The 24,256-nt window shown below is 42.3% G+C and carries 22 protein-coding genes and 4 pseudogenes; 7 read left to right on the plus strand and 19 right to left on the minus strand.

All coding sequences use genetic code 11. The annotated features are described in order from the left end of the window. Nucleotides 1–77: 77 nt before the first annotated feature. Complete coding sequence (locus tag VZF35_RS10725) at nucleotides 78–425, plus strand: YggT family protein (protein ID WP_407313479.1); 348 nt, start codon at nucleotides 78–80, stop codon at nucleotides 423–425. A 71-nt stretch (nucleotides 426–496) separates the two neighbouring features. Here VZF35_RS10725 and VZF35_RS10730 read toward each other — a convergent pair whose 3' ends face one another. The 12 genes and pseudogenes from VZF35_RS10730 to VZF35_RS10785 all read right to left on the minus strand — a co-directional run bounded on the left by VZF35_RS10730 (nucleotide 497) and on the right by VZF35_RS10785 (nucleotide 9,293). Then, entirely contained in the window at nucleotides 497–1,687 is a 1,191-nt protein-coding gene (locus tag VZF35_RS10730) for a thiolase family protein (protein ID WP_407313481.1), read from the minus strand. Nucleotides 1,688–1,704: 17 nt separating this feature from the next. Further along, nucleotides 1,705–2,853: an acyl-CoA dehydrogenase family protein gene (locus VZF35_RS10735; RefSeq protein WP_407313483.1), complete on the minus strand. Its 1,149-nt coding sequence runs from the start codon at nucleotides 2,851–2,853 to the stop codon at nucleotides 1,705–1,707. An 86-nt stretch (nucleotides 2,854–2,939) separates the two neighbouring features. Beyond that, nucleotides 2,940–3,278 (minus strand): annotated as a pseudogene (locus VZF35_RS10740) (3-hydroxyacyl-CoA dehydrogenase NAD-binding domain-containing protein); the annotation flags it as partial. 110 nt (nucleotides 3,279–3,388) lie between these two features. After that, nucleotides 3,389–4,558 carry a thiolase family protein gene (locus tag VZF35_RS10745; RefSeq protein ID WP_407313485.1) on the minus strand — a complete coding sequence of 390 codons (1,170 nt, stop codon included), beginning with the start codon at nucleotides 4,556–4,558 and terminating at the stop codon, nucleotides 3,389–3,391. 28 nt (nucleotides 4,559–4,586) lie between these two features. Next, a pseudogene (locus VZF35_RS10750) lies at nucleotides 4,587–4,727 on the minus strand (3-hydroxyacyl-CoA dehydrogenase family protein); the annotation flags it as partial. A 464-nt stretch (nucleotides 4,728–5,191) separates the two neighbouring features. Then, nucleotides 5,192–6,064, minus strand: a complete 873-nt coding sequence (gene sucD, locus VZF35_RS10755; protein ID WP_407313487.1) for a succinate--CoA ligase subunit alpha — start codon at nucleotides 6,062–6,064, stop codon at nucleotides 5,192–5,194. A gap of 118 nt (nucleotides 6,065–6,182) precedes the next feature. Continuing rightward, a complete protein-coding gene (sucC, locus tag VZF35_RS10760; RefSeq protein WP_407313489.1) occupies nucleotides 6,183–7,295 on the minus strand; it encodes an ADP-forming succinate--CoA ligase subunit beta in 1,113 nt (370 codons plus the stop codon). A 143-nt stretch (nucleotides 7,296–7,438) separates the two neighbouring features. Continuing rightward, nucleotides 7,439–7,768: a methyl-accepting chemotaxis protein gene (locus VZF35_RS10765; protein ID WP_407313491.1), complete on the minus strand. Its 330-nt coding sequence runs from the start codon at nucleotides 7,766–7,768 to the stop codon at nucleotides 7,439–7,441. Between the two features lie 42 nt (nucleotides 7,769–7,810). Beyond that, the gene (locus VZF35_RS10770; RefSeq protein WP_407313493.1) at nucleotides 7,811–7,978 is read right to left on the minus strand and encodes a hypothetical protein; all 168 of its coding nucleotides are present in this window, start codon (nucleotides 7,976–7,978) and stop codon (nucleotides 7,811–7,813) included. 252 nt (nucleotides 7,979–8,230) lie between these two features. After that, a pseudogene (locus VZF35_RS10775) lies at nucleotides 8,231–8,467 on the minus strand (acetyl-CoA hydrolase/transferase C-terminal domain-containing protein); the annotation flags it as partial. A 175-nt stretch (nucleotides 8,468–8,642) separates the two neighbouring features. Further along, a pseudogene (locus VZF35_RS10780) lies at nucleotides 8,643–8,729 on the minus strand (helix-turn-helix domain-containing protein); the annotation flags it as partial. A gap of 15 nt (nucleotides 8,730–8,744) precedes the next feature. After that, on the minus strand, nucleotides 8,745–9,293 hold the full coding sequence (locus tag VZF35_RS10785; protein ID WP_407313495.1) for a cache domain-containing protein: 549 nt from the start codon (nucleotides 9,291–9,293) through the stop codon (nucleotides 8,745–8,747). A 242-nt stretch (nucleotides 9,294–9,535) separates the two neighbouring features. Between VZF35_RS10785 and VZF35_RS10790 the strand changes: the two genes are divergently transcribed. From VZF35_RS10790 to ytaF, 4 genes are all read left to right on the plus strand, one after another. Then, the gene (locus tag VZF35_RS10790; RefSeq protein WP_407313496.1) at nucleotides 9,536–10,057 is read left to right on the plus strand and encodes a hypothetical protein; all 522 of its coding nucleotides are present in this window, start codon (nucleotides 9,536–9,538) and stop codon (nucleotides 10,055–10,057) included. A 10-nt stretch (nucleotides 10,058–10,067) separates the two neighbouring features. Further along, on the plus strand, nucleotides 10,068–10,403 hold the full coding sequence (locus VZF35_RS10795) for a hypothetical protein (RefSeq protein WP_407313498.1): 336 nt from the start codon (nucleotides 10,068–10,070) through the stop codon (nucleotides 10,401–10,403). Between the two features lie 195 nt (nucleotides 10,404–10,598). Next, nucleotides 10,599–11,558, plus strand: a complete 960-nt coding sequence (locus VZF35_RS10800; RefSeq protein ID WP_407313500.1) for a substrate-binding domain-containing protein — start codon at nucleotides 10,599–10,601, stop codon at nucleotides 11,556–11,558. 147 nt (nucleotides 11,559–11,705) lie between these two features. Next, complete coding sequence (gene ytaF, locus VZF35_RS10805) at nucleotides 11,706–12,341, plus strand: sporulation membrane protein YtaF (RefSeq protein WP_407313502.1); 636 nt, start codon at nucleotides 11,706–11,708, stop codon at nucleotides 12,339–12,341. Between the two features lie 14 nt (nucleotides 12,342–12,355). Here ytaF and VZF35_RS10810 read toward each other — a convergent pair whose 3' ends face one another. From VZF35_RS10810 to VZF35_RS10825, 4 genes are all read right to left on the minus strand, one after another. Then, nucleotides 12,356–14,329 (minus strand): PAS domain S-box protein, encoded by a 1,974-nt coding sequence (locus VZF35_RS10810; protein ID WP_407313504.1) that lies wholly within the window; start codon nucleotides 14,327–14,329, stop codon nucleotides 12,356–12,358. Nucleotides 14,330–14,364: 35 nt separating this feature from the next. After that, nucleotides 14,365–15,201 carry a CheR family methyltransferase gene (locus tag VZF35_RS10815; protein ID WP_407313506.1) on the minus strand — a complete coding sequence of 279 codons (837 nt, stop codon included), beginning with the start codon at nucleotides 15,199–15,201 and terminating at the stop codon, nucleotides 14,365–14,367. Between the two features lie 61 nt (nucleotides 15,202–15,262). After that, nucleotides 15,263–18,031, minus strand: coding sequence for a response regulator (locus VZF35_RS10820; RefSeq protein WP_407313508.1), 2,769 nt, complete (start codon nucleotides 18,029–18,031; stop codon nucleotides 15,263–15,265). Between the two features lie 232 nt (nucleotides 18,032–18,263). Continuing rightward, nucleotides 18,264–18,794, minus strand: a complete 531-nt coding sequence (locus VZF35_RS10825) for a glycine betaine ABC transporter substrate-binding protein (protein ID WP_407313510.1) — start codon at nucleotides 18,792–18,794, stop codon at nucleotides 18,264–18,266. A gap of 190 nt (nucleotides 18,795–18,984) precedes the next feature. On the opposite strand from VZF35_RS10825, the gene VZF35_RS10830 reads away from it, so the two are divergent. Both VZF35_RS10830 and VZF35_RS10835 read left to right on the plus strand, forming a co-directional pair. After that, nucleotides 18,985–20,262: a PocR ligand-binding domain-containing protein gene (locus tag VZF35_RS10830; protein ID WP_407313512.1), complete on the plus strand. Its 1,278-nt coding sequence runs from the start codon at nucleotides 18,985–18,987 to the stop codon at nucleotides 20,260–20,262. 12 nt (nucleotides 20,263–20,274) lie between these two features. Next, on the plus strand, nucleotides 20,275–20,922 hold the full coding sequence (locus tag VZF35_RS10835; protein ID WP_407313514.1) for a corrinoid protein: 648 nt from the start codon (nucleotides 20,275–20,277) through the stop codon (nucleotides 20,920–20,922). Between the two features lie 7 nt (nucleotides 20,923–20,929). Here the strand turns inward: VZF35_RS10835 and VZF35_RS10840 are convergent, their stop codons facing one another. Genes VZF35_RS10840 through VZF35_RS10850 form a run of 3 tightly spaced genes read right to left on the minus strand, consistent with a single transcriptional unit; the run spans nucleotide 20,930 to nucleotide 24,175 of the window. Beyond that, on the minus strand, nucleotides 20,930–22,771 hold the full coding sequence (locus tag VZF35_RS10840) for an ASKHA domain-containing protein (protein ID WP_407313515.1): 1,842 nt from the start codon (nucleotides 22,769–22,771) through the stop codon (nucleotides 20,930–20,932). Then, complete coding sequence (locus VZF35_RS10845) at nucleotides 22,749–23,432, minus strand: DUF1638 domain-containing protein (RefSeq protein WP_407313516.1); 684 nt, start codon at nucleotides 23,430–23,432, stop codon at nucleotides 22,749–22,751. Before VZF35_RS10845 ends, VZF35_RS10840 begins: the two co-directional genes overlap by 23 nt. Nucleotides 23,433–23,473: 41 nt before the next feature. Further along, the gene (locus tag VZF35_RS10850) at nucleotides 23,474–24,175 is read right to left on the minus strand and encodes a DUF1638 domain-containing protein (RefSeq protein WP_407313517.1); all 702 of its coding nucleotides are present in this window, start codon (nucleotides 24,173–24,175) and stop codon (nucleotides 23,474–23,476) included. Nucleotides 24,176–24,256: the final 81 nt, after the last annotated feature.

The raw sequence follows: 24,256 nt of genomic DNA on the forward strand, positions 1-24,256 counted from the left end.
AATTGTGAGACTCAATCTGCCGTTTAGTAGGCGAGGAATTTGGAAAAATAACACCATCAACTTATGGAGGAATGAAAATGGACGAAGGTACCGTAAAAAAAACCGGATCAGAGCATCTTAAAGCAAAACAAATTGTCTATTATGTCTTAGGGGTTGTCGAAGTCTTGTTTGCTTTCCGGCTTGTCTTTAAACTTCTCGGAGCCAATCCCCAAAGTCCTTTTGTATCTCTGATCTACTCTGTAACCCAAGTGTTTTTATCTCCTTTTTCCGGAATTTTCCCAACAGCGGTCACAAAAGGCCTGGAAACTCAGTCTGTGTTAGAACCCTCGACTATTATCGCCATGATTGTCTATGCTATTCTAGCTTGGGGAGTGATTAAATTGATTGAGATTAACCGAACTCCCCATCACACGGAAATTCATTGAACGTCAAGCAAAAGGCGCGGCAAAACTTCATAGCTTTGCTGCGCCCTTTTGGGAAAATCGCACTGATTCTATTAGTTAAGGTTCTCGACGATGGTAGAAATCCCCTGACCTCCCCCAATACACATTGTGGCTAAGCCGTATCGTTTGTCGGTGCGTTTCAACTCATTGATTAATTTGATTAAGATAATCGCACCTGTTGCACCTAAAGGATGCCCTAAGGCAATCGCCCCACCGTTGACATTCGTCTTGGCGATATCCAGCCCAAGCTCTTTAACAACGGCCAGGGATTGAGCTGCAAAGGCCTCATTCAGCTCAATCAAGTCAATTTGCTCCAACGTCAGTCCGGCCATTTTAAGCGCGGCTTGAGATGCGGGCACTGGCCCTATCCCCATGATTTGAGGCGGCACTCCTTTGGCCCCAAGCCCGATCACTCGGACTAATGGTTTCAGTCCATAGGCTTTTGCCTTTTCCGGAGTGGTCACCATCAGGACTGCAGCAGCATCATTGCGGCCACTGGAATTCCCAGCAGTGACAGTACCGCCTTCTTTAAAAACCGGGGCCAATTTAGCAAGCTGCGCCATGCTCGTTTCCCGGGGATGCTCATCCCTATCAAAGGTGATCATACCTTTTTTCCCTTTTACCTCGTAAGGAACGATTTCCTCCTTGAACAGTCCTTCTTTAAGTGCACGTTGGGCCCGTTCCTGGCTGAGTAGGGCAAATTCATCCTGTTCTTGGCGGCTGATCTTATAGTTTTCAGCAAGGTTTTCTGCAGTTAGACCCATGTTCAGATATCCATAACGATCCTGTGGTTGACAACGGGGCTGACTTTCCGTATTGGAATCTAAAATTTCGGCATTTCCCATCCGAAAGCCATAGCGGGCATTCCTCAGATAATAAGGAGCCGTACTCATGCTTTCTGCCCCACCGACCATGACGATTTCTTGAGTCCCCGCCCAAATGGACTGGACTGCATTATTGACGGCGGTCAGGGCTGAACCACATTGGCGATGGACGGTATACGCCGGTACTTCTTCCGACATATTCGCTCTCAGCCAGGCTAAACGAGCCAGATTTGGATTGTCGCCGCTTTGTTTGGTATGTCCAAAGACGACCTCGTCAATCGCCTTATCGGGAATCCCGCTGCGCGTGATCACTTCCTTGATCACATGAGCCGCCAGATAATCAACGTCTATATCCTTCAGAGTCCCGCCCACTCTGCCTATCGCTGTTCGTACTCCCGCAACTACGACTGCCTCATTCATCCTGCTCTCCTCCTTTCCTACAAGGCAAATTCCCTTTTTAATTGGGCGGCAATAATATTGCGCTGGATTTCTGAAGTCCCTTCGTAAATGCGGGCGATTCGGGCATCACGATAATAGCGTTCCACTTCGCACTCCCGCATGTACCCCATGCCGCCGTGAATTTGAACCGCCAAATCTGCTACCCGACCATAGGCTTCTGAACCAAAGGCTTTGACAATAGCAGCTTCTTTGATGACTTTTTTCCCTTCGTCAATTTTCTTGGCAACATCGTAGGTCAAGCTGCGCAAGGCTTCAATGTCTATCGCCATATTCGCTAAATAATGTTGAATGATTTGATTTTCAAAGACTGGTTTACCAAACTGCGCTCGCTGCAAGGCATATTTAACACTAATTTCCAATAACTTCTGGCAGGAACCGAGATTTCGAGCAGCCAACCCGGCTCGTCCATTAGCCAAGATTCTCAAGGCATTGACATAGCCCTGCCCCACCTTGCCTAAAACATTCTCCACAGGTACTTCGCAATCTTCAAAGATCAGCTCCGCTGTTTGGGAACCGTGCAGCCCCATTTTCTTCTCGTATTTAACCACAGAAAAGCCTTTAAAAACCCGTTCTACAAGAAACGAAGTGATTCCTTTGCTCCCTTTGCTTTTGTCGGTAACCGCCATCACTGTGAAAACATTGGCAATATCACCGTTCGTGATAAACTGCTTGGTTCCGTTAAGGATATAGCGATCTCCTTTTAAGACCGCCGTCGTCTTCAGACTCGCAGGATCTGAGCCGGCAGAGGCTTCTGTCAATGCAAAAGCCCCGATCATTTGGCCTATGGCTATTTTGGGCAAATAGCGCTGTTTTTGCTCCTCGTTGCCGCACTCTACGATTCCGACACTGCCAATTCCATTATGGCAGCCAATAATCGAGGTAAAGCAATTGGGGCCTCGGCCTAATTCCTCATAAATCATGACTTTACCGACCATCCCTGCGCCCAATCCATCATACTCTTGGGGCACGCTTAGGCCAAACAACCCAATCTCTGCAGCCTTGTCAAGCAAACTTCGGGGAACTTTATCTTCCTCCTCCATTTGTTGAGCTAAGGGTTCGACCTCCTTGGCTATAAAGTTACGTACAGTTTGTTTGACAATATTAAGCTCTTCTTGAGTTACTTCCATTTCGACTCCTCCTATCTATTCTTCTGCAGGTAACTAACGTTGCTTCTGAAAAATGCTTCAGGCACTTTTCCAGCTATTTTTCCGGATAATCGATCTAATTGTGCGAACAATTGACGTTTAAGTTCTAATTTTTCACTGACAGCCTCTATGACCAAATCGGCATCATTTGCTGCCTCAGCCAAATCAGCGGTAAACATAATATTAGCTCTGGCAGCATCAGCTTCTGCTTGTTTCAATTTTCCTTTGGCAACTCTTTCTGGGAAATAGGCAGAAGCAAATTGCTCAGCTTTTTGTAAAACCTCTTGATTGACATCCGTACATTTCACCTTGAAACCCGCCAAAGCCGCGCTCAGGGCAATCTGATGCCCCATGTTTCCTGCCCCGACAAGGCAAATAGCATTGATTTCCTGTACTCCCACCTTCATTACCTCCTGGCAAATTAAATCCGGCGATTTCCCTGTAAAAAGTCAAAAAGCACTATTTCCCCAACCTATTGGGTCGGGGGAATATAGAAATAACAAGTTCAAAAAGGACATTATCCTCTTTCAAAAACTGTCGCAATACCTTGCCCGCCACCAATACAAGCGGTAATCAGGCCGAATTGAACATCTCTGCGATTCATTTCATGCACTAATTTCGTGGTAAGAATTGCACCCGTAGCAGCGATGGGATGACCATGAGCAATCGCTCCACCGTTAACGTTCACTTTTTCCATGTTAAAATGCAGCTCTCTGTCAACGGCTAATACTTGAGCGGCAAAAGCCTCGTTCAATTCGATGAGGTCGATATCATCTAGGGAAAGACCTGCTTGAGCCAGGGCTTTTCTCGTAGCCGGTACCGGTCCGATTCCCATGATGTTTGGGTCTACGCCAGCCACCGCAAAGGTGCGAATTTTAGCGAGAGGTTTAAGGCCGAGGGCCTTAGCTTTGTCTGCCGACATTACAACGATTGCAGCAGCTGCATCGTTTAAGCCGGAACTATTTCCAGCCGTCACTGTTCCGCCGACTTTAAAGGCAGGAGGAAGTTTGCTCAGACCCTCAAGGGTTGTTTGGGGGCGCGGATGTTCATCCGTATCAAACATCTCAGTCTTATTTTTTCCCACCGGAATTGTCAGAGGGACAATTTGGCTCCTGAACAAACCTTCTTCCATGGCCTTGCCCATCTTTTGCTGGCTGCGCACAGAGAACTCATCCTGTTCTAGACGGCTGATCTGATATTTTTCCGCTAAGTTCTCGGCAGTAATCCCCATGGGCGGGTTGCCGATTTCATTAGTGGATAATTGAAAGCCGCTGCGGAACTTCGGAGGAGTCTTACTGAAAAACTCCATATGTTCCATAATATACGGTTTGAGGGAACAGCTCTCTGTTCCGCCTGCCACATAAACATCACCCATACCGGCCATCACAGCTTGCGCGGCCAGATTGACAGCATTTAGGCCGGATCCGCACTGACGATCGACAGTGATTCCTGGCGTCTCAATGGGCAAGCCTGCTTGGAGAGCACATAAACGAGCCATATTACCGCCGGCATTAAGACAGTTGCCGAAAACGACATCTGTAATTTCTGTGGGATCCAAGTTTATACGCTGAACTACCTCTTTAATAACTTCCGCTCCATAATATTCAGGGGGAATCTTACCCAGAGCACCGCCGGCCCGGCTGATAGGACTTCGGACGGCTGAGACAATAACTGCTTCTTTAAGCATAAAAATACCCTCCTGATTTCTTTTAATTTCACTCGTAGGTATAATAGCTCTTTTTAGTCTTCTTCCCCCATTCGCCTTTAAAAAACTTCTCAACCACCAACGGGGAGGGCTTATCTTTAGGGTCACGGCTCGTCTGATAACGTTCCATAGAGGAATAATAAGAAAGATCACCTACTCAGTGTTTCTTATTACAAAAACCATGCCAACTTACTCCTAACTATTAGAAAACTTTACTGGCTAAGCGGCCTGACAAAAATCTGTTTGCATTCGGCCATCCAGTTCGATAAAAAACGCTTAAATTCAATGCGGCTATTCCCTTATTCCTTAAAGAAACAGTCTTATTGAGCTTGAAAATGTTTGATTCATGTTAAACGACCAAAAAATAATCCCCATCAAATTGATTGCTGCAACTGATGGGGATAGTTCATGTATAGAATTTAAACTAATTAGTGCTCCCTATTCCGAATCATAGTTTATAAAGTAAACAATCAACGAACTGCCTAGCGTGCGGATATCCTCGAGAACCGTCAATCCTTGCAGTCACAAGTTTTACTGTATATTTTTTAAACAACATGAGTCAGGTGTGAACAACTCTTAAAACAAAGTTCATGACTTTGGATAATTGTTCAGGGATTACTGCTTATTCAGTATGCCCTTAACAATTTCAGGAACTTCAAAAGGCAATTCTGCTACTCTCGCACCCGCCAAAGTCAAGGCTTCCACTTTGCCTTTATATGTTCCATTGCCCCGCTCGATGATAGCCCCCGCATGTCCCATTCGTTTCCCGGGAGGTGCGCTTTTTCCGGCTATATAGGCAACCACCGGTTTAGTCATCTCTTTAATAAATAGGGAAGCCTCTTCCTCAGCGTTTCCACCGATTTCTCCAATGAGAACAACCACCTTAGTTTCCGGATCTTGATCGAATTTTCTCAAAACATCCACAAAGGTAAGGCCGACTATCCGATCTCCTCCCATTCCTACAACTGTGGACTGACCAATCCCCTGGGCCGTCAGATTCCCGACGATTTCGTAGGTCAGGGTTCCTGAACGGGCCACGACACCCACAGGGCCTGGGATAAAAAATTGATTGGGTGGTATCCCTATCTTACATTTTCCAGAAGATACGATACCAAAGGTATTGGGACCAATAACAACCGCATTGACCCGTTTGGCATAAGCGATAATTGCCATCTCATCATGTACTGGGATATGTTCAGCGACCACTACAACAACCTTTATGCCGGCTTCCAAGGCTTCCAAGGCTGCATCCTTGGCGACAGGTGCCGGGACAAAAATGACAGACGCATCAATCCTATGATCTTCACAAGCCGCCCGCACGCTGTCATAGACTGGAATACCCTCAAGAGTAGAGCCTCCTTTCCCTGGAGAAGTGCCAGCCACAATATTTGTTCCATAGGCTAACATCTGCTTTGTATGGAAAATACCCTGTTTGCCGGATATTCCTTGAACCATTACATTCGTAGTTTCATCGATTATGATGGCCATTTTCTAGCCCTCCTTTTAAACCTTTCACACGAAATCATATTGGGTAAACTCCTATGCCAACGCTGGGCCATCAGACCTTATGACACCCCCAAAGCGTCAAAGCCCCCGGCTCTGAACTCTATCTTGCAAGCTCAACTGCTTTTTTAATGGCGTCCTGCATGAAATCATAGGCCTCAATTCCGACTTCCTTTAGAATGGCTCGCCCAGCATCTTGGTTCGTACCCACCAGACGAATCACCACAGGAACTGGGATGCCTATATTCTCCTTGACTGAGGCAAAAGCTCTGGCAACGTCATCACAACGGGTAATTCCGCCAAAGATATTTATGACGATCGATTTGGGGTTTCTCGATAAAATAAGCTCAAGCGCCTTTGCGGTCCCTTCCTCGCCTGTTCCCCCACCGGCATCAAGAAAGTTTGCTGATTTGCCGCCGAAATAGACAATTGTATCCAAAGTACCCATAGTAATCCCGGCACCGTTAGCCATAACTCCGATGTTTCCATCCAGTTCCACAAAGGAAAGCCCCAGGTCATGCGCCGCCTTTTCGGCGGCAGTGCGTTCTTCCACCCGAGGCAGGTCCAATTGCCGATAGAGCGCCTCATCATCAATCGTTACCTTGGAATCTGCCGCAATCACTCTGTCTCCGCTGATCACCAAGGGATTGATTTCAACGAGTTCCGCATCTTTTTCAGTGAAAAGTTTATATAAGCCTGTAATAATCTTTATCAATTCTTTACCTTGCGGGCAGTTCAAGGGAATGCCCATTCTTCTGATAACATCACTGGCGATAAATCTTTGCATCCCTAATTCCACATCAATATGTTGTTTAATAATATATTCTTCATCTACCTCTTCAATATCCATACCGCCATGGGAGGAGGCGATGAGCACAGGCTTTTTAGCTGCCGCGTCAACCGTGATAGATAAGTACAATTCCTTATCGATTTGAAGTTTTTCTTCCACAAGGACATGGCTTACTGGCAAATCCTGTATTATCATTTCAAATAATTCCTGGGCCGCGACTTTTACCTCTTCTGGGGTATCGGCAAACTTAATTCCTCCAGCTTTTCCCCGTTTACCTGATAAAACTTGGGATTTGACCACGACAGGGGCGCCTATCTCCCTCGCTGCTTGGGCGGCCTCATCTGGATTGGCAACCATTCGTCCTTTTGGAATCGGAAGTCCAAACTCTGCGAATAGTTGTTTTCCCATGTATTCGAACATTTTCACAAATAGTTTCCCCTCTCACTTAAATTATTTAGGTACCTATGCCTTACAAGGACTTTTCTCTAAACTTCTAATACGAAATGCTAAAACTTTTCCCCATCGTGTTATGTCTCCACCTACCTCTTCCTTAGCCTCAAGTAATTAATTTAAATGACTGCAGATATTTTTTGCATAATTTGAGTACCAGCCTCAAAATTTTGAAGGCAAGTAGCGATTTCTCGAGTTGCGACTGCCTGAGTTAGGGCCACATCGGATAAATCTCGAATTTTTTTAAAAAGATCCTCCACTTTATTATTAATGTTAAACAGGATCTTTTTAGTATCATTCACGGACTTAGCATTATTCTCAGCCATCTTGCGGATCTCATCTGCTACGACAGCGAAACCTCTCCCGTATTCAACAGCTCTTGCAGCCTCAATGGCTGCATTAAACCCCAGAAGTCTGGAATTTAAAGCAACATGATTAATAAAATCCAAGATTTGATTTGTTCGCCCAATGAGTTGCACTATCTCTTCGGCCTATAATACTTCATCCGAGCCTCTGACGTAATGCGCGAATTTTTCTCTATCGGTTATGGCGATGGTATTAGGTATCGGTATTAGCTTATGAAATAACAATGCAGCATCTCCAAGAATTTCGAAAATCTGATCATCGGAAAGGTTGTAAAATTGTTTATTATCTCTCATATCAAGCTCCTCCTTCTATTTGTCTGTAATCTCAAATAGAATTTGCTCGTCTTCCAATATTACGAAATTAATTCAAAATTTTCTTTCATTTATTTATCGGATCAAAGCTTGAATTTCATGAGATAACTCTTATTCCTCCGACAAATATAAACGTATTAGTCAGACTTAAGAAATTCACTCAGAAAAGGTTGAAAAGGCTATGTCGAAAATAAGACAAAAGCCTTCCCTAGGTGGTTTCACCTTTCGAGATCATTACCTAAGAAGCTTCAGCTTTTCAGCTTCTCGGGTTAACTCATCTCGAAAATCCGGATGGGCAATACTAATTAATTTTTCCGCCCGTTGCCAAACCGATTGCCCTTTAAGATTAACCATCCCATATTCTATCGCAACATATTGAATCGCGGAACGAGTATCCGTAACAAACGCTCCCATGGTTAAGACCGGGTTAATCCGGGAATGCACTTTACCTTTCGAATCTGTATAGGTCGAAGCCACCCCCACTTTTAGAAGCAGAGTCTTGAAACCTGGATAAAAGCAAAAAACCTCTCGTCCAGCAAACAGCTTCGAGAGGCTCCAATATCTTGTATATAATTTATATAAAACAACATTTCTTAAGATATTAATAGTATACAAAAAAACATTTCTAAACAATTAAATCACATTATCATAAGTCTATTCCATATTTCCAAAGTTTTTCATAAAAAGCTCGTCTAGAAATTCCCAAGGCTTTCATCGCTTTCTTGCGATTATTAAACGTAGCTAAACATCATTGATGAGGTACAGACACCGTTAGGACTGCGACTGTTTTGCCTTCAGCTTGAAACGGAATATAGACCTTCAAGAAACCATCGCCCAAGGTACTCGTTGTCTTCCCGCTTTTCATAACATCCCCCACCGTTGATGGAGTAGGATACCCTTTTAAAACCCGCTCCGTACCCTGCTTGACACTGGAGGAGATTCTTTCATCTCCAACAAAAATAGAAACCCCCATAGTTCCAGGAAACAGAGTTTCAACCCCATCTACCATTTTATAATTGCCATTTTCGGTGTAGTTCCCTTTGCTCAGAGTAGTACCCTTCACGCTCCAATTACCGGGATAGTTTTTATTTAGCCAATCATTTACTTTGGATTCTACAACCGTTTGGCTAGCCTGGTCTCCTGGTTGACTTGGAGTTCCAGATGAGTGTGCTTCCGAAATTTGGGTATCTGTTTGGGACTGTGCAGATGTCGAGGTTTGCGGCTTCTTCGCACAGCCGGTCAGAGAGATGAACAACGCCATAATAGCGACGGTAGTTAGCCATTTTTTCTTCATCATAGTTTCCTCCTTATAATGTCATAGCACATATTATACTTTGCCCAAATCTAATTGTCGAATATACGCCTAAGATGCTTGGCCTGTCTCAACAGCAGTCGGCTTTCCGCCAGAAAGGATGAGCTTTGTAAAACTTCGTAATTCCTTGCTAACTTACCTATATCACTTGCACAAAACCTGGTACTTGAACGTAGATTATCATAGGACAAGTGCCATGTTCTATACAAAGAGAGGGCAGAGAAAAAATGACTGATCACAACTTTTGCCCACATGAGTGGGTTCAATCTTCTACTTTTACTCCCGCTTGGGTTTCATCTGTGCCTTCAACCCCAGTTAACCCTCAGCCAAATCATTCGGTTACGCCGAACCCGGTTTTCCCCAGTTCAGCCACCCTCCCACTATGCACCCCTTTAGAATTGAGGAAAATTGCTCCACGTACGCTCTTAGTGACAGTGTCAATCCCTACTGAATCGATTTTTACACTGCCATCGAAAGCACTGGAAATTAAAACGATCAGGAAAAATCTAAAGCTGACTCAATGCCGCTTTTTCAATTCCCCACCACCTGTATTGGGTATTCCCCAAGACAGTCCTAAATTGTTCTTAGGAGGTTTCGTACGCAAAGACATTCAATATTCCGAACCGGTCCGGCAAACTGCAAGCACAGTTGAAGGCACTATAAAAGATTTTGTCATTGATCTGCCCTATACGTGTGTTGTTGACCTCGGAAATATCTACGGAATACCTCCCACTCGGTTTCTCGTCTAAAGACAAATTAATGTCCAGCGACCTCACGGAATTCAATGCTATAAGCCAGCAGTTCCTTAATTCATTACCAAACTGTGAGCTTATCTACAGTCAGATTCAGGAAATGGATGATCCTCTTGATCGTGTACCGATGCCAAATGGACCCTTCGAAGAAGGTGTTTTTAGAACGGTACAAGAAAAGATGGTTGTTTTAATTCAACTTCGAATAACTTTCCCAAATGAGATTAACCCCCCACCTGTTCATTGCGGCTGCCAACAGCACGACCGTCCCTTAGAGCACACTTACTGTCATAATCCTATTTTTTGGGTGACGGCAAAGTTATTGAAATGTATTTTAAAAACCTAGCAAAAGAGAAAAACTAATTGTCCAATATTTTATCTTAAATAGCACCCTAGATCGTGTTATTAAACAATAAACGAAATAGGATGCTATTTTCGTCCTTATGCAGTATGCTATAATGAATTAGTTAAATAACTTACTTAAGACGATTATGCTCAATACTCCAGAAGAATTTATTACAAAGGATGGGTGCGGTTTATTATGTCTAATGATGTTTCTTATACTCCCGAAGAAGTCGCCAAAATCCTTAAGATTTCTAAGTTCACCGTTTATGAAATGATAAAGCGGGGTGAACTTAAGGCTTACCATATCGGCCGCAAAGTCCGAGTAGAGGGTGCTGACATTGAAAGTTATAAACAAAAATCAAAAGGAATACAATCCCCGGTATCTTCGGATATATCCTCGTCAGGTTCTCTTAGCCAACCTAAGGGATCAATTCATTCTGGGCAATCGGAAGAAACTTTAGTGATATGTGGTCAAGATATTGTATTGGATATCTTAACCCGTTATTTAGAAAGACAATTTCCCCACGTTCGCTTCTTACGGCGTTATATAGGGAGCATTGATGGGCTTATGTCTCTTTACCGAGGACTCGCCAATGCTGTTGCGGTGCATTTGTGGGATAGCGATACTGATGACTATAACCTTCCCTATGTGCGCAGGATTTTACCGGGGCACCCAACTTATATTATTAATTTACTTTTTCGATTTGAAGGTTTTTATGTCGCTAAAGGTAACCCAAAGAACATTCTTACTTGGAGTGACTTAACAAAACCAGGCGTTCGTTTTGTCAATCGAGAAGTAGGATCCGGGGCAAGGGTACTGTTAGATGAACAACTAAGAATCTTGAAAATTCATCGTCAAGATATTCTCGGTTATAACGATGAAGAAATGACTCATCTGGCCATTGCCAGTAAAGTTGCGCGAGCCGAAGCAGACGTTGGTTTAGGTATTGAGAAAGTAGCGATGCAGGTTAATGACCTGGATTTTATCCCTCTGAAAAAAGAACGTTATGATTTGGTGATCCGCCAAGAGGATCTTGAACGCCCTCATTTCCAGGCGTTAATGAGTATCTTGAAATCTTCTTCTTTTCAAAATGAAGTGTTGGGAATTGGAGGATATGATCTATCCTGTATGGGGCAAGTCATCGCCCAAGTGTAACTAATGTGTTCTTAAATCTAAGAGCGAGAGCTGTTTAACTGCTCTCGCTCTTGTCTATTGTTACCTAACAATTCCAAATACCAATCCAATCACTACAGCTTTTCCCTTTGAATATCCTATCGATGGAGTCACGAGAAGGGGGAAAGCATGATGCACATAATATCATCGCTATTTGTAGGGCTGGCAGCAAACCTTGATAATTTTGGAGTAGGAGTCAGTTATGGAACGCAAAAAATCCGCATTCCTTCCCTCTCCAATTTTTTTATTGCGGTATTATCGGGACTTGTTACCTTCACAGCAGTCTTTACCGGTCACTTTTTAAGCCACTTTATTACGGTAGCCAATACCCTTGGGGCCTTCCTAATTATCATCATAGGGATTTGGGTCGCGGTCCATAAGACAACAGTAGACCATTCGTTACCGGCGGCCATTCCTGCCATGAAAACATATTCGATCTCAATTAAACCATTAAGCACTATCGTTAAAATTACAAAGAATCCTTCGCTCGCTGACATAGATGCTAATGGTTTTATCTCAACTAAGGAAGCCGCAGCTCTTGGCTTAACCCTATCCTTCAATTGTATTGCTACTGGGGTTGGAGCTGGGCTCACTGGACTTGCCCCTTTACCTCTGGCTATCTCTGTTTGTTTCTTCAGTATGCTCGCCATCAGTTCTGGATATTGGACTGGATGGAAAACTGCTTCGAACCATTTCGAGCGCTACTCACAAACTCTCTCGGGGGCCTTACTTATACTTATCGGTATCTATGAGCTGCTGAATTAAGCTCCAACAAAATCTTACTCGACCTCAACTAAGGTTCTATTCGGCTTAAATCTCACGAAGAAAGTCGTACCTTGCGGGCTTGTATCAATTTGGATGACCGCGTTCTGCCTAGCACAAATACTGAAACAAGTAGCCAACCCTAGACCGGTTCCATTTTCTTTGGTAGTAAAAAAAGGGGTTCCCATCTTCTCTAAGTCCTCAATTTTAATTCCGCTCCCTTCGTCTCCCACAGCCAGAACCACTTCTGGGCCATCCATAAATGTCCTGATTGTTAACTTCCCGCCATCTGTCATCGCTTCCAGTCCATTTCGCACAAGGTTTAAGATAAGTTGACGAATTTCTTTTTCGTCGAGAAGCAAGACTTTAGTATCCTCAATTTCCATGATTATATCCTTATCGCTGACCATCACGTCTGCCTGAATCAACGGGAAAAGATTTTGAATTAAGTTGTTAAGATTTAAAGGCTTTAAATCTACAGGCTTATTTTTGGCCAAGCTCAGGAATTCAGTAATAATGGAATTTGCTCTGTCGAGTTCTTCAATCATTAGTTCAAAATAGTGCTTGGATTGTTGGAATTCTTCTTTGTCTCCTAATAACTGAAGGAAGCCTCGGACAGTGGTCATCGGATTCCTAATTTCGTGACCGATTCCAGCAGCCATTTGCCCTACAAGATTTAGCCTATCCAGACGGGATATTTCTTTTTCGAACATCCTGCGTTCGGAAATATCATGATAGTATACGGACAAACCTTCGTCAGACGGATAAACGTGCACCTCATAAGGCACCTTCGAATAGAGGCCTAAAATCTCAAAATGAGAGGCTTCTCTTCTATTTATAGCCTTCATAAAAAGAGGATAGTACTCAGGAAGGGAATCCGGGAATAGATCCCAAATATTTCTTCCGATTAATTCTTCTCTCTCCATCCGCCAATATTTCTCCGCCTCTTCATTGACAAAGATAAATTGACATTGGTGATTTAAGGTAAAGAAAACATCTGTTATGCTTTCAAGAATATTCATAAGCATGCGGCTAGTGTTCATTAGCTGTCTCTCTGTATTTTTGCGTTCTAATATTTCTTCCTCTAGTTTTGCATTCGCTAAAAATAGTTCGCAGGTCCGTTCTTGAACAAGTTTTTCAAGCGTTTGATACCGTTCTTTTCGCTCTTTCTCCAACTGTCTCCGCTCAGTAATGTCCCTTATGGAGCAGACATAAATCCGTTGCTCACCAATGCTAGCCACACCAATCTGAACTTCCACGGGAAAGATTGCCCCATCTTTACGTATGGCGGTTGCGTCCAAAATCTTACTGCATTTATGTGTAGGATGAGCATTGTCTAGAATCGGAAGGCTACCGTCAGGAAAAAGTTTTGAAACATTTTGCCCTAATAATTCCTCTATCCCATAGCCAAACATCTCCATTACCGCTGGGTTGACGTTTAATATGCTGCCTGTCCTGTTGAGAGTAATTACAGTATCGGTGGAGGTCTCCCCAATCACACGGGCCAATGCTTCAGCTTTGCGCATATCTGAAGTAGTATGCTCTAAGCTTTTGTTCATTTTTTCAAGTTCAATAGCCCTTTTCGTTAGCAAATCGTTTTGACGCTTAATTTCCTTACGATTTTGATACATCTTTACAAATGCTTCCATTTTTAATTTTAAAGCCTGCGGCTGAAACGGTTTGAACAGATAATCGATGGCACCTAGAGAATATCCTTGTACGATATTCTCTATAGTCTGGTGAATCGCTGTGATGAAAATAATCGGTGTATCCTTGCTCCTTTTTCTTTCTCGGATAAGGCGAGCAGTTTCAAAGCCATCCATCCCTGGCATCTGTACATCGAGAAGAATCACAGCAAAATCATTTTTTAACAAGCATTTAAGGGCCTCTTCTCCTGAGTTAGCGAAAATCAGATGATAATCTGGTGATTTGAGCACTGCTTCCAAGGCTATCAGGTTCTCTGGATGGTCGTCTACAAGTAAAATTTTCATTTTCCCCTCATTCTCTGTCCCCTCTAGTTTATTCTTTAATCAACAGTGTTTGTTGTATCTAGCAACTTTATTTTCCTATAGATCTTCTGTTCCGAATCAAAGGCTTCATAACAATGCGAATAATTGTTGAAGGCTATATCCTCTTTATCACCCAACCCTAAAATGCCTGACGAACAAAGACTCTCATAAAAAAGCTTATGTACTCGGTTCTGTAAGACCTTATCAAAATAAATCGTGACATTCCGGCAAATAATTGCATGAAACTCATTAAACGAGTGATCAGTAGCTAGGTTATGTTGGGCAAATACAACGTTCTGCGCTAAAAAAGAATGAAAAATCGCTCTGTCAGAGCAGACCATAAAATAATCTGCAAGTTCCCTCTTACCTCCTGCAGCTTTATAGTTGCCCATGTAGGCTCCCATTCTCTCTAAAGGATACACGCCTTCCTTAGCTTTCTTTAACAGATCTTCGTTCATATCCGTTGCATATATCTTTGTTTTCTGGTATAAACCTTCCTCATGCAGAATGATTGCCATGGAATAGACCTCTTCTCCCGTGGAACATCCCGCGTGCCAGATTCTTATAAACGGCAGCTCCCTGAGTATAGGAATTACGTTATTCCTAAAGGACTTGAAAAAGAGCGGGTCCCTGAACATCTCTGATACGTGAATCGAAAAGTCCGAGTACAGCTTCGCCATCATGCTGGAGTCATGAAGTACCTTTTCTTGAAGGCTGGACACGTTTTTCAGTCGTTCAGCTCGAATGCGATACCATATTCTGCGCCTTATAGAAGCAGATACATAATTTCTAAAATCAAACCCATAGTAACGGTAAATTCCTTCCAAAAGCAAATGGATTTCAAGTTTCTCCAACTCATCGCAGCTTTCCTCTTCCGTTGGTTTTCCCTCCTTTCCCTGAACTTATCATTCTATCCTATCTATAAAGCCAGATCTTAAGTAAGGAGAATAACTGTTCTAGATTCACAGGCTTGCTGATATAGTCCGATGCCCCTGCTTGGATGCACTTTTCTCGATCGTTTTTCATGGCCTTTGCGGTCAAAGCGATAATCGGAAGGTTCGCAAACTTTGAAATTTGCCGAATCCTACGTAACGCTTCATACCCATCCATCTCAGGCATCATAATATCCATCAGAACAAGGTCAATATCCGGGTCATTTTCTAAAACCTCGATACCCTCTCTGCCATTCTCAGCAAAGGCAGCATCCATTTTTTGATTTTCTAGAGCAGTGGTAAGGGCAAACACATTTCGTATATCATCATCTACAACTAATATCTTCTTGCCTTCCAGACGAGCGTTACCATTCTCCATTCTTTGAGATTCGCTTTCCGAACCTTCGGCAGTGGAATTAGATCCCTCAGACACATTCGTTGGCCCCAGTGGAATGTCAAGACTTAGAACAGCTTCGTCATGAGATATGCTGGAAACGCCCGTTTCAAACGGATTGTTGGGAAGATATAGGGTAAACGTGCTGCCCTCACCTTCAATACTATCAATATCAATGTACCCTCCCAAAAGCCCTGCAATTTTCTGGCTAATAGTCAGTCCTAAACCCGTGCCTCCATATTTTCTTGCAGTAGTCCCATTAGCCTGCTGAAACGCCTCAAAAATCATGTTTTGCTTGTTCTCAGAGATCCCAATGCCTGTATCTTTCACCAAAAAGGCTAAGACCTGTTCCGATTCTCTCAGCAGGTTATTTTCTGTAATAATACCTTCTTCTGCCCTCTGAATCTGAAGAAAAACGCTACCATGGTCTGTAAACTTAAAGGCGTTTGATAGTAAGTTCTTTAGGATTTGCAGTAGCCTTTGTTCATCAACAGAAATACTACCTGGAAGACCTTTAGCCAATTCGATAATGAAATCTAAGTTCTTTTGCCGGGCAACAGGCAGGAAATACCGTTCAAGATATTCTTTAATTTCGGTAAGATCGACAATTTCATAATTAATAGATAACTTTCCCGCTTCAACCTTAGAAAGATCTAAAATCTCATTAATCAAAGTCAACAGATCATTTCCCGAAGAATTAATGGTTTTTATATACTCAACCTGATTCGGCGTCAAATTGCCGTCCTGATTCTCTATCAGGGTTTGAGAAAGGATCAATAAACTGTTCAAGGGCGTCCTCAACTCATGGGACATATTCGAAAGAAACTCACTTTTATATTTTGTACTCTCTTCAAGCTGTCGTGCCTTCTCTTCCAGAGATACCTTCATAGTTTCAAGTTCCGCTGCCCTCCGTTCGGAGTATTTATACTGCTCTTCCAGTTTCTCATTGAAAGTTTTAAGCTCTTCCTGTTGTAATTGAAGTTCTTCCGACTGGGTCTGAAGTTCTTCAGTTAAGACTTGTGATTCCTTTAACAGTGTCCCGATCTTCGCATGTGCTTCAACCCTATTTATCGTGACTCCGATATTCTTGGAAACCTGCGCCAGAAGCTCTTGCTGAAGGAGGCCGAACGAATGAAGGAATGCTAATTCTATGACAGCCACTACATGATCCTCAAACGCCACAGGGATTAGAGCAATGCTTTTTGGAGATGTCGCACCCAGACCAGAGGTAATCTTAATATAATCGTCAGGGACCTGATCCATAACTACAGTCCTGTTCTCCATAGCGCTTTGGCCTACCAGGCCTTCTCCTAAATAAAAAACTTCTTGAGTCGATTCAAGTGCGCCACCCGCATAGTAAGCGAATTTTCTAAAACAATGCTTATCCCCGTTACTTTCCCTAATATATATAACGCCGTAACTAGCTTCAACCAGGGGAGGGATTTTGGTTATCAAAAGATGAGCCAGAGTTTTCAAGTCCTGTACTCCTTGGCACAGGGCAGTTATCTCTGCAGCCCCGGTTTTTAACCAATTTTCTTCTTCTATTTTTTCTATGAACTCTCTTTCATGCCTAGCATGTTCTTCTATAGAAAAAGCCATCTGGTTAAACGACTCAGCGATTTCCCCGATCTCATCGTTGGTACGGATATCGATACGAGGCAGGTCAGCATGCTCTTGAATTGAGGAAAAACTATTCATAACCGAGGTGACCTTTTGAATATCCCCAGTAACTCTCCGTATAGTCCAAACTGTCATTCCCGCTCCAGCCAGCAGTATTAACAGTAAAGAGCCAAAGAAAAACTCAAGAGCTCGATCATAAGCCGCCATAGATGAATCCATTGTATCGTCCATGGACTTATCTTCGAGATCGTTCAATTCCTGGACGTTCCTGAAGATCTGGCCCCGTTCTAATGCTCCTTGTGCTATTACCACCTTATAGGCATCTTCTTTGTTGCCCGAAGAAATCAAGGAAATACAAGTTTCTTGCAATTCGGTGTAATCAAAATTTAGATTGACAATCTTGTTTAGTAAATTTTTCGTAGTATCACGGATAGCCGTTGCTTCTAGGGAGTCCAGCGCCGACTCTATCGCTCGTCTGGAAGTGTGAATTGAATTAATGGTTTGAGAGAAATCATGACTCTTCGCGTCCTGTAACATTAGATCCCTAAGATCCCTGCTGATATTATTGATTTCAGCTTGTACAGTATTGGAATACTTAATCTTTTGATAGCGATCTTTTTGAGATTGTAATTCGGTTCTGTTTGATAGATCTAAACTATGGATCGATATTCCGAAAAGTATTGTCATAATAACCAAAATTGAAGAGAACCCAACGAATAACTTCGTCTTAAGCCTCATATTCCGTCTCCCTTCGTTAAAAACAATTAAACAAATACAACGAGAACCGTGCCAATGCTCGTGATTATCGTAGGTAACCCTATTTTATTCAATATTTAATACTCTATTTCCTTCGGGGAATGTGTCATATTATGCAGAAATAAACCGATAAAAGCTGATATAAAAAGAGCCCTTTAAGGCTCTTATCATATTTTGATGTGAAATGACTTTTCTTTACATCAAGTTTCTTAAATTATATCTTGAGCGAATTCACATATCCCAGAGCCCCTTCCATTATGCTCGTTCCTTCACTAATTTGATATAATGCTTTATTTACACGGGGCATATCCAATTTAAAATGCTTAACGAGATTATATAACTCAATATTTTCTTTACCTAACCCTTTCCTAACGAGGGTGACACAATGATCTTCGTTCCCAAAAACTTGTTTGGGATCACGCAAGTATTTCAAATCGTAAACACTAAACATATAGTGAAGCTGCCAGCCCGTAATAATAATCCATTCTTTATTTCTTATAGCGTTATTGAGAGCTTCCAGCATCACTTTTTCCTCGTTGTACTCAATTGTAAAGCCACTTACTGAGTATGCTTCTATTAGTTCCCCTGTCATTCTTCCTAAATTAGTGCGCCTTTGGAGCGTATAAAATTTATTTCTAAATTTATGAGAATATTGCTGTATTTCATCAATGCTATTAATGGTGACATATGAAGGAACAACAAGTCCCAGTCTGCAACCATCTAAATTAGAGCCTAGATTCTCCAAACGGCCTCACAATCCTAAAATTGTTCGCTGGGATCTATGCCTTCAACAAGTAATTTGTTAAGTATTTTCGCCTCATTTTTCTGTTTTTTTAGAGGTATTGCCAATTTTTTGACGAAATATTAGGTGTTGGTCTAAGGTTGTTTACTTTGCATTCGCGTTTTATCTTTAGGCTATATTGAGAGGGAATGTAATGACTACAAAAAATATGGAAACCTTCCTTGATCCACAATACTTGGAGGAGATCCTCGGTAGCTTCTCGAAGGCTACAGGGCTGCACATAGAGGCTGTTAACAGAAAAGGTGAAACACTTGCCATTTTAGGCAGTAAAAAAAGAAATGATTTTTGTCAGTATATCCGCAGCAATAGTAGAGGAGAAAAGAAATGTTTAGCTTCCTATAAAGAAGCGATTTTAGAAGCTTCCAAATGGAATGAGCCCTATTTCTTTCGATGTCATGCCGGAATGATTATTTGGGCCGTTCCGATAATCTTCGATAATGTATTTTTGGGGAGTATAATTTGCGGACAAGTATTACTATGGAAGCCCGACGAATTCTTTCTCCGAGAATTAAAAAAGTCCAATTATAAAGATCTGGATTTTGAAACGTTGCAACAAAAGGTTAAAAGCCTTCCCATATCCTCACCTGAGCAGTCTCAAGCCGCTGCCGATATGCTTTTTGTTGTCGTAAGTCATTTAGTAAAACGCAACATTCATACTCTTGAGGAAGAAAATGCTTATCATCAACAGCGACTACAAATAAAGACCGATCTTGAGAATAGAAAGAAGCATAATAAGAATGCTGAGTTTATTGATTATGGGAAGTATTTAAAGAAGGAACGACGTTTCTTAAGTTATATACGTCTTGGTGATAAAACTAGAGCAGAAAATTGTTTGAAGGATTTGTTAACGGATCTCTTAACCAAAACTGCCGGCGAAAGGACTACTCTAAAGGTACGAGTCCTTGAACTGGCTTCACTATCATCTAGGGCCGCCGTCGAAGGTGGTGCTGATCCGGAACAAGCCATGGGGATATTAAAAGATTTTAATACCGAAATCAATAATATTGAACGTGTAGAAGAGTTTTTCGTTAAAGTTCATAAAGTCATATCAACATTTCTCGAGGGAATTTTTAATCTTGCGGACAAAAAGCATCTTAGTTTGGTTACGAATGCCCGTAATTTTATCATAGAAAATTACTATAAACCCCTAACCCTTAAAGCCACAGCTGACTACCTTTTTATCAGCCCCTCCCATCTATCACGTTTGTTCAGGATGGAATTAGATTGCACTTTTAACGATTACCTGACGAGAGTACGAGTCGAGAAAGCCGTTGAGCTCTTAAAGAAACCTGAGTATAGCGTTGCCCAAGTCTCAAAGGCGATTGGTTTTAAAAATCAAAGCTATTTCGCCGAAATATTTCGAAAATATATTGGAGTAACTCCTCTAATCTATAAGAACAGCCTATTTTAGGAGTGATGATCATTGATCTTTGATGACATAATTCATTCAATTGCCGAGGGTGAATCTGAGGAAACACTTGAGTTGACCAAACAGGCGTTAGCACAGGGCTATTCTGCAACTTCCATTCTTGAAAAAGGGCTAATTACAGGAATAAATATTATTGCTGATAAATACCGCAATGAAAAAGTGAACGTCCCAGAGGTCCTTATGGCGACCCACTCAATGCACGCCGGCCTATCTGTGATTGAACCCATCTTGACTGCGCCAACGAAAAAGGGGCTCGGCAAGATAATTTTGGGCACAGTGGCCGGTGATCTGCACGATATCGGTCTCAGCATTGTTAAAGCCATGGCAATGTCTTCAGGTGCCCATATCATTGACCTTGGAGTTAACGTCTCTCCCAAGAAATTCGCCAGTGCTGTCCGTAAGGAAAAACCCGATATTCTGATGATCTCAGCTTTATTGACCACAACCATGTCGGTGATGAAAGATGTGATCAATGAACTTAAAATTCAAGGATTACGTAATGGTGTGAAAATCATCGTAGGAGGAGCACCCATTACAGATGCCTTCGCCAAGGAGATTGGAGCAGATTATACGTTTGAGGATGCTTTTCAATTTCGAGACTTTTTAAAGGAAAATTTAAATAAGTTGTTAGCTTCCAAATAGAATAGACCTAATTGATTCTCTCTAGGGACATGCTTCTCATGAAATTACCCGTGAACTCTTTGTTGCCACCCAACTCAATATGCTTAACCCTTTTGGCAAGTTTTATGGCGTCATAGAAAACTGCCTGATCCAGCAGAGCTCTCATAGCTCCCACATGGGCCGCATTCCCCACGGCTCTAATTTTTTCTTGCTTGATATTGGGGACCAAACCTATTTCCAAGATACTTTTCGCTTTTAAGTAAGTTGCAAAGGTACCAGCTAAAACGATGGAATCAAGATCTTCCACCGAAATCCCTGCCATACGAACTAAAGTTTTAATCCCGGCACATACAGCTCCCTTGGCCAATTGTAATTCGCCGATATCCCTTTGGGTCAAAGAGACATCAATTCCTTCTTCCCTGCCAAAAGACAGGACAAATTCTCGGCCCTCTTTTCCACCCGTTCTGATTCGATCCCTTAGCTCTGCCGAAAGGTCACTTGCTTTTTCGGGATCGATAATTTTGCCTTGTTTATTGATAATTCCTGCTGACTTCATTTGTTCTATTCCTTCAATAAGACCTGAACCACAAATCCCAATGGCTTTTTGGCTGCCTATCACTTTAATTTTTACTCCATCCTCAGTGATTGTTGCCCCCTCAATAGCTCCAGACTTAGCCCTCATTCCCTGTCTGATGCCAGCTCCCTCAAAAGCTGGACCTGCCGCTGTCGAACAGGCAATCATTTCTTCAGTCGTAATTAAAAACAATTCACAATTAGTTCCTAAGTCTATTAAAAGATGATTACCACCAGTTAAGAGTTCCGGGGTTCCAATCACTGCCCCAACCGTATCGCCGCCGACGAAGCCACCGATATTTGGGAACATCAGAACCCTTCCCTCACGGTTTATTTCCATACTTAGCTCTGAAGCAGCTAGTTCCAAAGAACTGTTAGACACTGAAACAAATGGGGCTACTGCCAAATGTGAGGTATCAAGGCCCAAAAATAAATGATTCATCGTCGTATTGGCTGCGATGGTCATTTTATAGATATTATTTGCGGAAATTCCGCTTTCCTCTGTTAGGCGCTGAATTAGCCGATTAATTGTCTTCCTTACGGCATCTCTCATTTGGAGCCTTTTTGCTCTGCTCTCCCGCGCATAAGAAATCCGAGATATCACATCTGCGCCATAAGCCGTCTGCCCATTTTCAACCGAGACGACCTTAATGACATTAGCCGTGTTTAAATCAACGAGGCTTACCGCAACACTTGTCGTCCCAATATCTACCGCTACTCCAAAAAGCAATCTAGTTGTATCTCCGGCTTCAATGTCCAAGACTTGACTGCCCCATAACGTTGCCGTTACGGCAAATTCCTCCCTCCTCAGGACACTAGGTAGTTTTTTAAGCACAGACAAGCTAAAATTGATTACATCGGACTCCATAATCTTGGCTAAATGAGCCTCTGTCCTTTCCCAATCCCCTCGTTCATCTTCAAGCGAAGGCTTAGAAACATGAAAAAACACTTTCTTCAAGCCCGAATCAAGGTTAGTCTTATGCTTAGTTAACAATGCCGCTTCCTTTCTGTCCTGACTATCCTCTATAAAGGAAACCTCGATTTCCATCCCGTCTTCCGGTTTAACGTTACAGGCCAGCCGATACCCCATCTCGATTTCTTGGTTGGTCAGATGCTCAAAATCAATTGGCGTCGGTTTCGACGTTTTTGCTAAGATTCGAACTTTGCATTTGCCACAGGTCCCTTGGCCGTTACATATATTTTGAACGGGTATTTCCTTGAGAACTAAGGCCTCCATTAAAGATTCACCAGCGATGGTATCAAGGACTCGATTTTCAGGTTTTATTGTTATCCTCATGATTTCCTCCAGCTAATAGTTCCAAAGTTATTGGTTGACCAACTTCAACATAAATAGATTCCGGAACTTTAATCCCTTGAACAACCGAGTGAAGAAGATTAACATCCCCTTCGATCTCTTCTACTTCCCAATTGAAAAAATCGGCGATTTCTCTTACTTTTTGACGATATCGTTCAAGATTTTTAATCCCCGGTGTACAAATAAAGACAGCTTTCTGATAACTTCCGTATAGAGTTCTAATTAATTTGAGCGCTTTTTCTTCGCCATATCTGGCTTTATATTCAAGAAACTCTGCTAAGGGAGTTCGGCCATAGTCCAACCAACCTTGACTAAAATAGTACGTAAGCGGATTTTCTTTAAATAACTCCATATGTCTGGCGGTCGACCCCAGCATCAAACCAATACAATCGTGGGTTGCCGGCAGCAAAAGAGGAACATTAGGTGACACTAATCCAAGCACAGAATTCGAACAGCGGCTGTATGTCAGGATGATCAACTCATAACTTTGGCTCTCATTAATGATCTCCTGAAGTTTAATGTGTAGTTTATCGGGTCTGGCATGGAAACTGTAATCTAGAAATTCACAATCCAGTTCTTGGCTAATTCCTAAAGCTCTGATCTCATTCATGGTCGATTGGCAGCCAATTAACTTAATGCTCACCTAGTATCATCCTCCGCAGCTATGAATAACTTTGCACTAGTTTATATCTCTTCCGGAAAAAAAGCCATCCTGCTTTTATATGACTCCTCACAATCATTCTTTTGTGATTTTGGAAGGATTGTTACCATCGGGCACTGATTATTGAGAATTGCTTCTACGAATTTAAGATCACCTTTTTCTTCCGAATAGATTTTTTCAAACTTTTCACAAGCTTCGTGAACGTGTATCCGGTATTTTTCAAGAGCATAACACCCGTTGTCAATCAAGGAAAAGTTTGTATAATTCTTATACATCAATTTAGCAACCTTCCAGCCTTTTTTCTCTCCATAGGTCTCAACATATTTTTTGCTGGAATTTAAGGGATCTTCCCCCGCATCGATCCAATTCTTATTTAGGTAAAAGGTTCCCGGTCGTTCAGCCTGAATGCGTTTAAACCGTTCCATAGATCCCAAAATTACCGGTATACAATCGTCAATGTCAGGATAAATAAGGATAAGAGTTTTCGAGCTGATTCCTTTCAAGGCCCCTCCACAGTTCCCTAGGAATAAGAGGACAATATCCCCAGGAATTAATATCTTCTCTGCTTCTTGAATCTTTTCTTCGATCTTAATATGCAGCTTATCCGGAACATTGTGTAATGCTTGCTCAACCCACAAGATCTTTACATTAATTGAATCTTTGAAGGCTTCCAACTCGCCTTTAAAGGCCTCGCAAGCAATGATCAGTTTAATGCTGTTATCCACTTAATGTTCCCCCTTTTTCCAACCCTAATAATTATAAGGTGTTTTTGGAAAAACACCCAGGTCTCCACAACCTGGGTGTTT

The sequence above is a fragment of the Desulfosporosinus paludis genome (genome assembly GCF_045689965.1).
GTDB classification, from domain to species: Bacteria; Bacillota; Desulfitobacteriia; order Desulfitobacteriales; family Desulfitobacteriaceae; genus Desulfosporosinus; species Desulfosporosinus paludis.

What these genes read in the sequence shown, in the direction of transcription:
- VZF35_RS10725 (WP_407313479.1), top strand. Translation starts at nt 78, where the DNA reads ATGGACGAAGGTACCGTAAAAAAAACCGGATCAGAGCATCTTAAAGCA.
- VZF35_RS10730 (WP_407313481.1), bottom strand. Translation starts at nt 1,687, where the DNA reads ATGAATGAGGCAGTCGTAGTTGCGGGAGTACGAACAGCGATAGGCAGA.
- VZF35_RS10735 (WP_407313483.1), bottom strand. Translation starts at nt 2,853, where the DNA reads ATGGAAGTAACTCAAGAAGAGCTTAATATTGTCAAACAAACTGTACGT.
- VZF35_RS10745 (WP_407313485.1), bottom strand. Translation starts at nt 4,558, where the DNA reads ATGCTTAAAGAAGCAGTTATTGTCTCAGCCGTCCGAAGTCCTATCAGC.
- sucD (WP_407313487.1), bottom strand. Translation starts at nt 6,064, where the DNA reads ATGGCCATCATAATCGATGAAACTACGAATGTAATGGTTCAAGGAATA.
- VZF35_RS10770 (WP_407313493.1), bottom strand. Translation starts at nt 7,978, where the DNA reads ATGAGAGATAATAAACAATTTTACAACCTTTCCGATGATCAGATTTTC.
- VZF35_RS10785 (WP_407313495.1), bottom strand. Translation starts at nt 9,293, where the DNA reads ATGATGAAGAAAAAATGGCTAACTACCGTCGCTATTATGGCGTTGTTC.
- VZF35_RS10790 (WP_407313496.1), top strand. Translation starts at nt 9,536, where the DNA reads ATGACTGATCACAACTTTTGCCCACATGAGTGGGTTCAATCTTCTACT.
- VZF35_RS10795 (WP_407313498.1), top strand. Translation starts at nt 10,068, where the DNA reads ATGTCCAGCGACCTCACGGAATTCAATGCTATAAGCCAGCAGTTCCTT.
- VZF35_RS10800 (WP_407313500.1), top strand. Translation starts at nt 10,599, where the DNA reads ATGTCTAATGATGTTTCTTATACTCCCGAAGAAGTCGCCAAAATCCTT.
- ytaF (WP_407313502.1), top strand. Translation starts at nt 11,706, where the DNA reads ATGATGCACATAATATCATCGCTATTTGTAGGGCTGGCAGCAAACCTT.
- VZF35_RS10810 (WP_407313504.1), bottom strand. Translation starts at nt 14,329, where the DNA reads ATGAAAATTTTACTTGTAGACGACCATCCAGAGAACCTGATAGCCTTG.
- VZF35_RS10820 (WP_407313508.1), bottom strand. Translation starts at nt 18,031, where the DNA reads ATGAGGCTTAAGACGAAGTTATTCGTTGGGTTCTCTTCAATTTTGGTT.
- VZF35_RS10830 (WP_407313512.1), top strand. Translation starts at nt 18,985, where the DNA reads ATGACTACAAAAAATATGGAAACCTTCCTTGATCCACAATACTTGGAG.
- VZF35_RS10840 (WP_407313515.1), bottom strand. Translation starts at nt 22,771, where the DNA reads ATGAGGATAACAATAAAACCTGAAAATCGAGTCCTTGATACCATCGCT.